The sequence below is a fragment of the Legionella sp. JM-2024 genome (genome assembly GCF_055389095.1).
In genome coordinates this window covers 3511670-3525435 of record NZ_AP039388.1, presented here as the reverse complement: position 1 = coordinate 3525435, position 13766 = coordinate 3511670, and the positions used below count along the sequence as shown (strand labels likewise).

The following is a 13766-nucleotide window of genomic DNA, read 5'->3' as shown; positions in this document are numbered from 1 at the left end:
AGCTATGAAAAAGTGGGGGCTCATTATTGCATTTATGCTATTCAATCAGTTCACGTATGCCAGTCAAAGTTGGAATCAATGGGTTGCAGGAGTTAGGGAAGAAGCGTTACAACAAGGAATTCCACCCAGTTTATTTGATGAAGCGTTTGCCGGGATTCATGAACCCAGTCGAAAAATAAAAGGATTTTTACGCTCTCAACCTGAACATCGGTTAACTTTCATGAAATATCGCAATACTCGCGCGGATAATTACCGGATTGCGATTGGACGGAAAGAGTACAAGAGAAATAAGGAAATATTAGAAGAAGTTGCCCAACAATTTGGAGTTAACCCTTGCTTTATTGTGTCTTTTTGGGGCATGGAAACCAGCTATGGATCCTATATGGGGAATTTCCCGGTGATTAATGCCTTAGCCACTTTGGCCTATGATTCAAACCGCAAGGATTTTTTCCGCAAAGAATTATTTCTTGCTTTACACATCCTTAAAGGCGGGCATGTCAGCCTGGCTGATTTCAAAGGAGAATGGGCCGGGGCTTCTGGCCAGCCACAATTCTTACCATCCAGTTGGGTAAAATACGCCGTCGACTATGATGGGGATGGAAGAAAAGATATTTGGAAAAGTAAACCGGATGTGTTTGCTTCCATAGCCAATTATATGAAACAAAATGGCTGGCACTCCGGCGAGCCTTGGGCTATTCAAGTGAAGCTTCCTTCCAAGTTTGATATGAAACTGGAAGGTAAAGGTATTGTCAAACCAGTCAGTGAATGGAATGCTTTAGGGGTGCGAACGGAAAGTGGTCAACCACTGCCCTATCAAAATTTGCAAGCCAGTATTGTACAGCCTTATGGCGGCCCGACTTTCCTGGCTTTTCCCAATTACAAAATGATCTTGCGGTATAACAATTCTATCTATTATGCCGGAGCCATTGGCTATATGGCGGATAAGATTTGCCAGGGACAATGATTTAAAGCATAAGGTAGTTCGAGCCCTTGCATAACTATCTATTGATGAAATCCACTGAGCTAATCGTTCAGTGGATTTCATCAATACCATAAGCATTTAAAATGATTTATAAATCATAGGTATCCAACTTAAATGAATCAAAAATCGTTTCAGTGGTCAGTTGTAGGTGCGGGGCCTGCCGGAATTGCAGCAGTAGGGAAATTATTGGATTATGGTATCACGCCTTCTGAAATATTATGGATTGATCCTCATTTTAAAGTGGGAGATTTGGGGCAGCTCTGGCGACACGTTTCCAGTAATACTACGGTCAAGCTTTTCTCCAGTTTTCTGCAGGCTGCGGACTCATTTTCCTATAAAAAAGTATCTCGAGATTTTCATTTAAGCCGCCTGGATCCTGAGAATACCTGTCAGTTGAGTGACGTGGCAGATCCTTTGCAATGGGTTACCACAGGCCTGTTGAATCAGGTCATTGCAGAAGAGACCGTCATTCATAACATGTCTCTGTCAGGAGGCTGTTGGTCTTTATGCTCTGATACCCAACGATATAAAGCAAAAAATGTTATTTTAGCCACAGGAGCCGTCCCATCCAGCCTCAATTATCCCGGTGTTAATATCGTGCCTTTTGAAGTGGCAATCGATAAACAGCGTCTTGCCAATTTTGTTGATACCAATGAGACTTATGGAGTCTTTGGTTCTTCCCATTCGGCCATCATGATTTTACGTTCACTGGTTGAATTGGGGGTAAAGAAAGTGATTAATTTTTATCGCTCCCCTTGCCGCTACGCCATCAATATGGACAATTGGATTTTATTCGACAACACAGGGCTGAAAGGTGAAACGGCCGCCTGGGCGAGGAAACATATCGACGGTGTGTTACCTGCCAATCTTGTCCGCTACTATCCGAGCGAATTAAATATTGCCCGTCATCTTCCAGAATGTGACAAAGTAATTTACGCGGTTGGTTTTGAAAGACGTAATAACATTGTCATTGATAATTACGAACACGTCACTCCTAACCCTCATGTGGGCATTATAGGACCAGGCTTGTTTGGTCTGGGTATCGCTTACCCTGAACTCAGTGTCGATCCATTTGGGACTGTTGAGCAACAGGTGGGCTTGTGGAAGTTTATGGTGTATTTGACTAAAGTATTGCCTGTTTGGTTTAAGTATCATACTTAGAAATCCCGTTGTTGATTTTCATACGGTAGCCATATGATCAATTATCACACAATACCAAAACTCAATAATAATTATTGCCATTCTTCATCAAATTATGGTGCCAGAAAATCATCTGAGAATTAGAATGTAGCATAACAATCGCCACAAGAAACAAACAATTCATTAAGGAGAAAAATGTGAGTACTTCTGATGTGGACTTGGTTATTAAGGCAGCTGAGAAATATGGATTTAATCTGGAATTTAAAACCAAGAATTTATTTCAGGCGAAAGGCTACTCGACTGAAATTAATAAATTATATCAATATGATGGTGAGCTCTTGGAACTAGATGTTCAAGCAGAGTTAAATGATCGCCTATTCATAGTTGAATGCAAGGGAACAGCAAGTAACTCAATGTTAATCTTGGTTAAAGATCCTGATAATTCAGAATCACTCTATAGTAGAAGAGAAATTGATAAACATAGCAGAATCATGGGGTTTGGTGGGACTGGCCTTTTTTGTACGTTTACAGGTGATTTCTTTACAAAAGAACAACACCAGTTAAAAAAATTATCAAAAAATGATACAGAGAATAATTTTTATAAGGCCCAGACTCAGGTTTCAAATGCTTTATGTGCAGTGTCTTCGACTATTCAAAATAGACTTAACTCAAACAATACAATACATATAATGCCACTTATTGTAACAAATGCACAAATATGGGTTATTGATTATGAACAAACACCAACATCTGCCACACTCCATAAATGGGTTAAACATAAAGCAATACCAAATACAAGATTATTAACCTTGTTGGGAGATAATCAAGTATTTACTTATCTGGTTAATATAGTGAATATAAATTATTTAAAAGATTTTCTCGATAAAAGCTTTAATATGAACCGATCAAAAGGTACTGTTGATAATTTAAACGACACTCTTAATTGAGTAGGTGATCTTGAGTCATATTGGTTAATTAACTCATTAAAATTTTAACTATATTAAGATAGATTAATTAACCAGATTTATTGAACTAACTTTGACTTGCTTTTCATCGTTATAAAGAAACAACCATTAATTTAAACAATTCCTCTGTTCATTTATCTCAATATTATTCCTAAGCTACATTGGCTAGAAACGCTTTTTAATATTAATAAAACATTGAACATATTCTAGCACCCATTAAAATAGACAAAATATGACCATTCATGGCCTAGATAGTTTAAAAAACTATGTTTAATTATACAAATTTCATTAAATCTACAGTTAGTTATTCAGACTTGATGCGGTTTTTTTCGGCTTGAGACTCGATCACGGTTACCGTGGATTAGACCTGCATCGCCTTTTTGCTCATAGCGTTGATATATTCTTAGTGTTTGCCGATAACTCAACTCACATTGCTGTGATGTCTGCACCAGACTAATCCGTCTTTGCTTTACCATCTCTAACACCGCCTTTCTCTGGCGCTCTTGCTTATTCATCATTAGTACTCCCATACAACCAGTCTCCTTTTAGTTCTTTGGGAACTTATAAGGTAACTGAATGTGACACTTTCATGGAGTTACGACACCCTAGAATAATAATGTTGAAAACCATTCAGTATTTTCTCTACTTATAAAGATACCTTTTGTATAAATTCTCTGATATCTTCAAGAAGAAGTTGCGCTATAACTCAAGCTAATGTTTCAAGAACGGAAAGGCGTAAGATTATGAAACTATTGACATTAAAACGTTATATTGATGCATTTGGTGATGAACTTGATATAGTAGGTCGATTTCCATCAAGTAAAGTGTATTTAGGTTTAAAGGAAATATAATTTTCTGCCTCGAAGGAATGTAGGATGAATTCAACTGAAATTGTTGCGTATATTGGCGCTCTAGCATGGATACCACATTTAGCGCAATGGATATACGATTATTTTACAAAACCTGCAATAAGAATTATACCGGACAGAATAGCAGAGATTGGTCATACAGTATTCGGTCCAATTTTTAACTTACGCTTATCTATTGATGTAAGTAAAAAAGATACAGTTATTGATTTTATTGGTGTTGAGCTTAAACATGAAAATGGTGCGACTTATAACTTTCATTGGATGGGTATGAATGAAGTATTTAGCGAGGTGATAAAAGTCGGCTCCAATCCGCCAAATGAAAGTCAAATAGTTCAAAAAAATGTCACACCAATTGCTCTTAAAATAAGCCGTTTATCATTAGCAGAAAAATATTTCAGATTCCAAGAAAAGGATTTTATTGATGAAAATAGGAAAAAATTTAATGCTTTGCTCAAGGAGATTGAAACAGCAAAAAAATTGAAAAAAGAAGGAAAAAATATTGACTTTATATGGAGAAATCTAAATGAGTATGAGCATTTTCTAAGAGAAAAATTCATTTGGAAGGCCGGAACATACTCGGTTAATTTTTTGATAAGATCTCCTGCAAAATTTGATTACATCCCACAAGCTGCTGAGTTCCATTTAACACAATCTGATGTTGATACACTAAATTCAAATTTTAGTGAGATAGGAGTATTTACTCAGAATATCTATAATAGTATTGAAGAACGAAATGAACCAGTAAAAGAGCCTACTTGGATTTGGATTAATCCTGAAATTCATAAAAAATAATTTTGCGATACACCTAAGGTCTGTTGTGTTAATTCATAAGTAAATGAAGCCCCACGGCATTGACCTCAAGACCCTCAGCATTCTCAAATGTAACAAATAATTTTTGCTTAACCCCCTATTTTCAGAATTGCAATGCAAAAGCTGCCAATACTGCTATAATTTTTGATCAAAGGATAAACCCAGATTGGCAGGATCTTTGCCGCAAAATAGTTCAGTAATGAACCTCGAGGTTGATGCCGTAGGGGAGTTCGGGAGGTTCTTTCACGGGATCGAGTTTAAAGGAGAGTAGGACATGAGTGATTATCTCGATAAAACCGCGAGCTTAACTCCAGCTGTCAAAAGGATCGTATGCGATAAAGCCACGGAATATCCTCATACTGGATCTTACAATCAAGTGGCGACTCATGGGACGTATTTATGCAGGCGTTGTGGTTTGGCTCTGTTTCGTGGTGAAAGCCAATTCAGCTCAGGCTGTGGTTGGCCCAGTTTTGATGGTGAAATAGTCAATGCAGTGGCAAGAAAGCCGGATGTCGATGGTCAACGCACCGAGATATTGTGCGCGCGTTGCGATGCTCATTTGGGGCATGTGTTTACAGGCGAGTACTTGACCCATAAGAATTTACGCCATTGCGTTAATTCCGCTTCTTTGGATTTTGTGGCGGATGATGAAGTACTGGATACGGAAGAAGCCATACTGGCTGGTGGTTGTTTTTGGGGAGTGGAATATTATCTAAAGCAGATTCCCGGGGTGTTAAAAGTGGAGTCCGGTTATACGGGCGGCCATGTTTTAGAGCCCACTTATGAGCAGGTTTGTGGTGGTGCAACAGGGCATTATGAGGCTGTTCGCGTCGTTTACGATTGTAAAAAAGCGAACTATTACGATATTTTAAAACGCTTTTTTGAAATTCATGACCCAACCCAGGCGAATGGCCAAGGGCCTGATTTAGGGCAGCAATATCTGAGCGCGGTGTTTTATTTTAATCAGGATCAATTCCAGGATGCGGCCTCATTAATTCAGTTATTAAAGAACAACGGCTATCAGGTCGCTACCCGATTGCTGCAGGCACAAGTATTTTGGCCTGCTGAAGATTATCATCAGGATTACTATTTTAAACACCACAAAACTCCCTATTGTCACAAACCTGTGGAGCGTTTTAGAGATTAGACCTCTTCCCGGACTCTGCTGCCGTAGGGAATTGCGTCGTCGATACGGTGTTCGAACCCCATACGCCAAGCGATACACTCCGGTTTTGTGCTTCGTTTCTCCTCGCACTTCTTTGGAAAGAAGTCTATTTATGGGCTTTGTGGCAAAAAATTGGCTATTGGGGTATGATTCGCTTTTTTGCAAGGCATTGTTAGAAGTTAAATGAAAATAACAAACCACGATATTATGTGGACAAATCAGAGGGTTCGCAGACGAAATAATACGCGGCGTTATGACTCATTAGAAGAGAAAGAATTCACCCTTGCTGCTGCGGCTGGCCTGTTTTTAATGTGGAGTCCTTATTCCCCATCAGATGAAATAAAGGAAGAATCGTCATTGGAAAATAAACAAGTTGGCCTCCCCGCTGAAATTGGCCAACTGATTGGACATTATCTTAACCGAAAAGATGGTGCTGGTATTGCTCAGGTTTGTCAAAATGCGAATAAATCGGCACTTGAAGCCAGAGACAGCTATGTTAAAAACAATGGCAAATCGTATGAAGAGGAATCTTATACCCCTTTAATGTTTTTTTACTAAAATTCTGAATGTCATAGGCAATTTATTTTTACGACATATCTTTTTTGACAGTACCATAAGAAGTTTCAGTTTATAGTTCCTTCAAGGTATTGCATACGGTTGGAACCACACTAAAAATCAAGTCAATTAAATTCACAAGTGAGGCGAAGATTGTTGCAAACAGGAATTGTATAGAAAAGCTCGCCATGTCTTTTGCTGAATCCATCATGTCACGATAAGGTCGATCATCGGTATCGGTCGGCATAGTGCACGCCATCAATAAATAAAAACCAGAATATACAGCGCTGCCTGCTGAGAGAAGCAAGCAGATTGGCGGGGCAGTAAAAATGGAAGTTGTTCGGAAAAAAACATCCTCTGGTGATTCATATGGTTTGAAAAGAACATAGCTAAGAGGTATTTTGTGATACCGTGCCCTCAATATTTTAGCCGTAGTTCCCACTAGAGCTTCAAAAAGGTCAGCTGGATTGTTGGGCATTACTTCCCCCAAGCACATGATTTTAAATTGGTCATCATGGTTCTTGTTTTGTCTTTTGTCAATATTTTGTTGAGTAAATCAAAGAATAGCTCGTGATCTGGTTTTGTTGAGGGGTGAGTTTTGAAGAGCAGCAAGATTTGTACAGACATTATTCCTGTCGCATCTCCACACGCAATTTATCAGTTGAGTTGCCGAATCTATATGAGGCTGCTTGCAATACCATTTAAGGTAGAAAAAGAATCATAAGTGCAATCATGATAAACATCTTACGCTTGCTTACCGAAAGGACATAATGAATAATATCAAGCGAGCTTGCAATGGATAGCACAGATGTCTGGAGGTGAAGGCGGCTCGCAGGCACTGGGATCAATTGCCAAAACCCCCAGTATTTTATCGAAATCAACAAGATGAATTGAGGAGTATTATGACTTACGAAAAATCTGAAAAATCTGAAAATGAAGATTTTAAACTAATAAGGATTGCTCAGAATGCCGTGGCAAGAAATTTAAGCCCGTATGAAACCAGTCAGTTATTAAGAGGGATGGATAAAACCCAACTGCAACAGTTTTTCATTTATTACACTGCGCTTAAAAAGGGAAAAGTCACTGACGAACATTATGAAAACACCGTGCAGGAATTTAAAACTCAATTTGATAGGGAAATGATAGAAAAACATACGCTATATGTACCTGCATTAAAAGAAAGTCTATTGGGCAAGGCTCTCCTGGAGCGGCTGGAGGAAAATGTTCCTTCTTATACAATCTGAGCAATAATTCGTTTAGGAAGCCGATTCATTGTTTTGTGATGGTGGCAATTCCGTGGATGCTTCTCAAAAGAATCTCGTTTGCTAATGATTATAAAAACTGGCCAATTAACGATTGTCATGATAATGCCCTGGAGTATCAGTCCCTATTAATAATTTCTTAATGAAAATTTAATATACTCTCTGTTCCATTTTATACAGGTCTGTTTTAGATAAAAATGCCTTATATTAATATTGAATTATTAAAGAGAATACCGCCCCATCTTAGGGGGATTATGGAATATTACCCTGATGTTCTTCTGTTCCAACTGAATCAAATACAGTATACCCATTTATGGTATGAACTCTCTTCTGCAAAATATCTTTATACCAATGGTTATGAGATAAAGTCTACTAACTGGTTTATGTACGCCTTTCAAACTGTTAAAGGTTGGTTTGGCTTTGATAACCATTGCCATCCAGAAAAAATCTCATACACGCTAAATAAGCTCGCCTATTATGGATATACCAAACAATTTCTTCAGCCCGATTTTTCATCCGTCAGAAATTACTCCATGTCACCTGAGATTTGTGCTCTGGCCGTTAAGAACAGCGATGACTTAACCACTGAGCAATTGCAGACTAAAATAGTGAATCACTATTTCAAAGTTGAGCCTTATCTTGGAATGGATTACTCCTATCAAAGGCTAAACTCTAATCATCGCTTTGGTGAAAGTTGGGTAAATGCGGGCGAATGGGAGCTGGTTCCGCAATTGGATCCTCAAGACGACAGGCTAATTGCAGAGGTGATTAGCGCTCTTGATCGGAAAGGCTCTTCAACAGGAGAATTGTTCTTTATACAAAATAGTAAATACTCTCGAGCGGCTGCTCAATACTATTGTGATAAGGCTAAAAATACGGTTGTACCTTCCTTCTTTTTAAGGATACTCTGGACAGACCCACGTCCTCGTTATCTCGCACTAGCCCTTGCATATGATTCTGAAATAGCGAAACGAGATGCTCAGAAATTTATTGAATATCATCTTGGTCAAAAGGAATATGAACAGGCGTTTAATTTATTGGAAATATTGAACGATTCTAATCTGGTTCTAAAGTTTTTGTTGGCGATTCCAGAAACAAAACGTTATTCTTTAATTCAAAAGGACACTCCAATAGCTGCTATCCTGGCGAAATACTATATTGAAAAACAGCAGTATCTTCTTGCAAAACAATTTTACTCTAATATTGAAGTAATTAGTCCCAATGCGGCATTTCATATTGAAATTCAAGAGCAACATTATGAAAAAGCCTATGATGTCTTCAAGAAACAAAAATCCCCTGACTTGTTTTCAATTTCTGCACGTCAATCACTGGCTAAAATATTTTTTGATGAGGCGGAAACAGCCTATGTAAGTGGTAAAACTTACAGAGGAAATAAAAATTGGGAAAAGGCAGAACAGTATTATCTCCAGAGCCTTGAACAAAAAAAGGCGGCTTATCATCTGTATCCATGTGATGAATACCTGGAGGATTTATACACTCATAAACGTTTATATGCTTTGCTATTAATTGATGCTGATATGGACTTACATAAATCAGAAGACAGCGATATTGCCCGAGTTCAAAAAGCAATTACTCTGCTACGAGAATGCCGCCCAAGCAATAAAGAAGAGCAAAAACATCATAAGCACGCCCTTGCAACCGGATTGATGCGCCGAGTGGATACTTTGCGTGAAAAAATTGCTTTTTATTATCATTCTTCTGATTTTGATTCTATCAGAAAACATAAGATCAAACGTCAGCAAGAAATATCCATTTTAATTAAAACATTGGAGGAATTAATCACTCTATTGGAAGGAACCCGAGATAAAGCCTTGCGCTTAAAACTTGGTAAAGCGCATTATCTGCTGGCCGATGTTCAATACTTTTTTGATATCAATGCTCCAGATATTAATCAGCATTATAAAATGGCTATGGAAGCGGTTCCAGAAAATCCGTTTTATGTACTGCGTGTGTCAGAGATATTCGAAAAAGGAAAAGAAAATCATCAAAATACTGGTATAACTCAGCTGAAAAGTATGGGATATCAAGTATTCGATTTTTATCACTGGTCTGATGAGCGTTGGTTTAAACGAGATGACATGATTCATAATATAAAAGATATTCATCAACCACCTTCAAAGCCAACTAATACTTCACAATGGAACTTTACATTTTAGCTAACGGCCACAGATCTTGCTGTTTAGTGAAAGTCACAATATCACTTTTTCAAATGATTAATCCGGAGGTGTTATTTTTGACTATAAGTTCAAATATTGCGGTGAAAAGTCATTTTTATAGCTGGGAGTAGTCTATAATTTATACGTTACTTTCTCTTTTAACAGCATAACTGATGTTTGTTTATGCAAGGAGTGCATTATGAAAATATTAGCCAAGTCATCCGCGTTAGCATTAGTTCTGACCTTTTCAACTCCGCTATTTGCTGAGGATCCTCAATGGATGACCGAGAATAATTTGGTAAAAGGAGTTATCACTCTGCAAGATGATTCACAAGTTCAAGTCTATGGTACTCAAGCTGATCTTGATAAATTGCAACAGAATCTTGCCAATATACAATCCATTGAAGTACAGCCAAGTCAAACCGATACAACTGGCACAACGACTCCGTCAGATCAACCCGATACGACTGACACGACTACTTCGCCAAATCAACCCGATACAACGGATACAACGACTACACCAAATCAATAAGGCGAACAATGGATGTTTTGTCCGGGTTAGATGCAGAGACTATTATCTCATTTAACTCGGACAGTATTACCCATACTGTAATTGCTTTCTAAGACAAATTCCATTTAGCTTAAAAGTTAAGATTTTCAAATCGCAGGCAATATTGGGTTTTGGCCATTTTAAGTAGAATTTGCAAACAAGCGGTAAGAGTCTTGGAGTAATTTTTTTCCCCAGTTTTAAATGTCATGTTGCTGACAGTTCATATTTTTAAAGTGTCTATTCACAACAATTTCAAAATTCTGGTTTTCGGTTAATTAAGCGGAATAGCTACTTTTTAAATTCTGTCTTATCTTCATGCTCTTTCTTATCTGCTTGTTCTTGTAAATTTGTGTTTGCAAAAAAGCTGTTCTTATTAACAGAAGGAGGTTTTTCTTCTTTCGCGGCATTCAATCTGCCTAATGCAGGAATAAGTTCGTGAATAGCTTTTAGAGATTCTGGCTTGTCTGCTGCATTATCCAAAATCGTATAACCCAGTGTAGCTTTAACCTTAACTGCGGCCAATCTAACTTGTTCAGGAATAAGCCCAAGAATGGTTTTAAGGGATTCTGTGTTATCTGCTGCCTTATGTAACACCGTATAACCCCATATATTTTCAACCATAACGGCATTCAATCTATCTTGTTCAGGGATAAGCTCAAGAATGGCTTTAAGGGACTCCGGATTGCCTGTTGCTTTATGCAACACCGTATTACCCCATCCATTTGCAACCATAACGGCATTCAATCTATCTTGTTCAGGAATCAGCTCAAGAATGGTTTTAAGGGACTCTGGTTTGTCTGCTGCATTATGCAACATCGTATTACCCAATCCATTTTCAACCACAGCGGCATTCAATCTCTCTTGTGCAGGAATAAGCTCAAGAATAGTTTTTAGGGATTCCGAGGAGTAGTCTGCTGCATAATGCAACACCGTATTACCATCATCATTGTTCACCTGAATTGCGTCCAATCTCTTTTGTTCAGGAATAAGCTCAAGAATGGTTTTAAGAGATTCCGGGGTGTCAGCGGCTATATGCAACACCGTATTGTCATTATAATTTTTAATCTTAATGGCATCCAATCTATCTTGTTCAGAAATAAGCTCAAGAATGGTTTTAAGCGGTGCCGGGCGCTTTGCTGCCCAATGCAACACAGTATTGGCATATTTATCTTGAAACTTAACTACATCCAATCTATCTTGTTCAGGAATAAGTTTAAGAATGACTTTAAGGGATTCCGAGTTATCTGCTGCATAATGCAACACTGTTTGACCATATTTATCTTCAGCCCGAAGTGCATCCAATCTCTGTTTTTCAGGTATGGATTCGAGAGCTTTGGTCACATACAAGGCATTATTGGTAAGCACTGCCCAACGCAGAATGTTTCCATTGGGGTTGAGTTCCTTGTAATAACCAATGACCGCTGAGCCCAGTGTATTCACTTGCTCTGCTGTCAGCCATTTTTGTTTGATTAACTCGGCCACATCGTCTAACGTATTATCGGGTTCCGTGAGTTTGATGTTTTTTAATAATTCCTCATATAAGCCAGGGGGGAAATTCATAATCAGACTGATGAATTCAAAGGAGTTTTTGGGTGCAATGCCTTGTATGGCTTTTTTAATGAGTTCTTCAGGCAGTTTGCGATTGCCTGTATCGTCTTGCAGAGGATTAATGTGTTTGTATTTTTTTATTAATTGCTTCAGGCTTTCTTTCGTCATACGAGCCGGTTGATTAAATAGCGTTGTGTTTTGATTGGCTTCTACGACAGCGCGTAAATGAGAGGCTGCTGTCTCAACACAAGTCCCTTTTTTTAGTTCATTATCGAGGATGCTTCCTAAACTGCCATGGCTGCCTTGAGCGTTTCTTAAATGATTTTGTGTTTCGGAAGGCAAGCTTTCCATAAAGGAGTGAAACTTATCAATGGCTTCAACAGCGGCTTGACCTGCGTATTCACTGCCCGTCATCCTCTCGCCGCCCAGTGTCAATCCTTTGATTAACAGTTCCAGGGCCTCTTTGGGCGTTGTCCCTTGATTTTTAAAAAGGGCGATATCGTCTTTCAAGGTTCTGAGCACATGATTATGTTCATACAAGGCATCACAAAGCTCGGGATAGTCTTTCTTTAAGTATTCATATAATTTGGCATGACTGCGTAACGGGATATTTTCTATATTCCGAACATCAAAAATCATCTCCCCGCTTATCACATAATGGGACAAATCCGATAGAAGGGGTTCTTTTTTTAATTTCGATGTGCTTTCCCTTGAATCCAAAACCGGCTCTATGCCTTCCATTTTCGCTTTTTTTAATGGGACCGAAATGTCTTGTGAAAGCGATACTTGACATTGTTTTTTTACACGCGGCGCCAGGATAGCCAGCATGTCGGACAGGGTTTGGGGTTTAAAAACAAGCTCTGCTATTTCCCAATAGAGTTGATTGCTTGCGGTAGACGATATTTGGTTAAAGCCAATGGCATCGATTGTATCTTTTTCTCTTTGAGCACATCGTTCTTTAAACCGGGCTTCGAATGTGTCGGGGTTTTCAAGAAGCTCGGATAAATAAGCTATCTCTTGCTCTAACTCCAATTGCAGCACACGCTGCTTCACACTGGCATAATCATGGGGTTCTGAAGACTTGGTGTGTACTAGTTGTTTCTTTTCTTCCAATAATTTTTTAATGGCATCGGTATTGAGAAAAGGCATTTTGAGTTCCCGTCAAATAGAATAATAAAAAGCGATTATATATTATTAGTGGCAATAAATTAACAAAATGATTGTAAATTGGACTTTCTCGGAAACTCTATTGCGGTGACGAATTGCTTCGTTGATACGATCTTTCGTTGGCATTACTATGTCCGTTTATTCATGTGTCTGGACATTGTCTTTCCCGGACTCTCTCTTCTCATATTGCTGGTCTACTTCTTCGGCTTTGCGTTTGTTTTCATGTAATTGAATTTCATTCATTTGCTGTTGCCAGAATGAGGAGATGTGTCCTTTTAATTGATTCATTTTCCTCACGAGCATACCGAGGTGAGTTGCTAACATGGGAAGTTTTGATGGCCCAAAGGCTATGATAGCAACAATGAAAATCAGTAAGAGCTCACCAAGGCTCATGATGATTTATGATCATCTTTTGGGGGCTCATCGGTGGTGTCACTATTCATTGCTTTTCGGAAATTTTTGATTGCTTCACCCAGATCAGAGCCCATTGTTTTTAATTTGGAAGTACCAAACAAGGCCACAATAATGGCCAAAATTAATAATAATGATAACGGACTTATTCCACTTAATCCCATA

General features: G+C 38.5%; 14 protein-coding genes. 9 read left to right on the top strand and 5 right to left on the bottom strand.

Annotated elements, in window-relative coordinates:
- Positions 1-4 precede the first annotated feature (4 nt).
- From ACZ5EK_RS15405 to ACZ5EK_RS15395, 3 genes are all read left to right on the top strand, one after another.
- Positions 5-964: a lytic murein transglycosylase gene (locus tag ACZ5EK_RS15405; RefSeq protein WP_464430596.1), complete on the top strand. Its 960-nt coding sequence runs from the start codon at positions 5-7 to the stop codon at positions 962-964.
- A gap of 132 nt (positions 965-1096) precedes the next feature.
- Positions 1097-2143 (top strand): NAD(P)-binding domain-containing protein, encoded by a 1047-nt coding sequence (locus ACZ5EK_RS15400; protein ID WP_464430595.1) that lies wholly within the window; start codon positions 1097-1099, stop codon positions 2141-2143.
- A 176-nt stretch (positions 2144-2319) separates the two neighbouring features.
- Positions 2320-3069, top strand: a complete 750-nt coding sequence (locus ACZ5EK_RS15395) for a hypothetical protein (RefSeq protein WP_464430594.1) — start codon at positions 2320-2322, stop codon at positions 3067-3069.
- 326 nt (positions 3070-3395) lie between these two features.
- Here ACZ5EK_RS15395 and ACZ5EK_RS15390 read toward each other — a convergent pair whose 3' ends face one another.
- Entirely contained in the window at positions 3396-3605 is a 210-nt protein-coding gene (locus tag ACZ5EK_RS15390; protein ID WP_464430593.1) for a helix-turn-helix domain-containing protein, read from the bottom strand.
- 357 nt (positions 3606-3962) lie between these two features.
- On the opposite strand from ACZ5EK_RS15390, the gene ACZ5EK_RS15385 reads away from it, so the two are divergent.
- The 3 genes from ACZ5EK_RS15385 (at position 3963) to ACZ5EK_RS15375 (ending at position 6489) form a co-directional block, all read left to right on the top strand.
- Positions 3963-4748, top strand: a complete 786-nt coding sequence (locus ACZ5EK_RS15385) for a hypothetical protein (RefSeq protein ID WP_464430592.1) — start codon at positions 3963-3965, stop codon at positions 4746-4748.
- Between the two features lie 292 nt (positions 4749-5040).
- On the top strand, positions 5041-5913 hold the full coding sequence (locus ACZ5EK_RS15380) for a bifunctional methionine sulfoxide reductase B/A protein (protein ID WP_464430591.1): 873 nt from the start codon (positions 5041-5043) through the stop codon (positions 5911-5913).
- A gap of 201 nt (positions 5914-6114) precedes the next feature.
- Complete coding sequence (locus ACZ5EK_RS15375; RefSeq protein ID WP_464430590.1) at positions 6115-6489, top strand: hypothetical protein; 375 nt, start codon at positions 6115-6117, stop codon at positions 6487-6489.
- 70 nt (positions 6490-6559) lie between these two features.
- On the opposite strand, the gene ACZ5EK_RS15370 is transcribed toward ACZ5EK_RS15375, so the two are convergent.
- Positions 6560-6964: a hypothetical protein gene (locus tag ACZ5EK_RS15370; protein ID WP_464430588.1), complete on the bottom strand. Its 405-nt coding sequence runs from the start codon at positions 6962-6964 to the stop codon at positions 6560-6562.
- 424 nt (positions 6965-7388) lie between these two features.
- Between ACZ5EK_RS15370 and ACZ5EK_RS15365 the strand changes: the two genes are divergently transcribed.
- From ACZ5EK_RS15365 to ACZ5EK_RS15355, 3 genes are all read left to right on the top strand, one after another.
- Positions 7389-7730 carry a hypothetical protein gene (locus ACZ5EK_RS15365; RefSeq protein WP_464430587.1) on the top strand — a complete coding sequence of 114 codons (342 nt, stop codon included), beginning with the start codon at positions 7389-7391 and terminating at the stop codon, positions 7728-7730.
- Positions 7731-7945: 215 nt separating this feature from the next.
- Entirely contained in the window at positions 7946-9925 is a 1980-nt protein-coding gene (locus tag ACZ5EK_RS15360) for a hypothetical protein (protein ID WP_464430586.1), read from the top strand.
- Between the two features lie 199 nt (positions 9926-10124).
- Complete coding sequence (locus ACZ5EK_RS15355) at positions 10125-10457, top strand: hypothetical protein (RefSeq protein WP_464430585.1); 333 nt, start codon at positions 10125-10127, stop codon at positions 10455-10457.
- Between the two features lie 306 nt (positions 10458-10763).
- On the opposite strand, the gene ACZ5EK_RS15350 is transcribed toward ACZ5EK_RS15355, so the two are convergent.
- The 3 genes from ACZ5EK_RS15350 to tatA form a co-directional block, all read right to left on the bottom strand.
- Complete coding sequence (locus ACZ5EK_RS15350; protein ID WP_464430584.1) at positions 10764-13172, bottom strand: ankyrin repeat domain-containing protein; 2409 nt, start codon at positions 13170-13172, stop codon at positions 10764-10766.
- A gap of 156 nt (positions 13173-13328) precedes the next feature.
- A complete protein-coding gene (locus ACZ5EK_RS15345) occupies positions 13329-13583 on the bottom strand; it encodes a Sec-independent protein translocase subunit TatA/TatB (RefSeq protein ID WP_464430583.1) in 255 nt (84 codons plus the stop codon).
- A complete protein-coding gene (gene tatA, locus ACZ5EK_RS15340; protein WP_464430581.1) occupies positions 13580-13765 on the bottom strand; it encodes a twin-arginine translocase TatA/TatE family subunit in 186 nt (61 codons plus the stop codon). The genes ACZ5EK_RS15345 and tatA overlap by 4 nt, the downstream gene beginning before the upstream one ends.
- Position 13766: the final 1 nt, after the last annotated feature.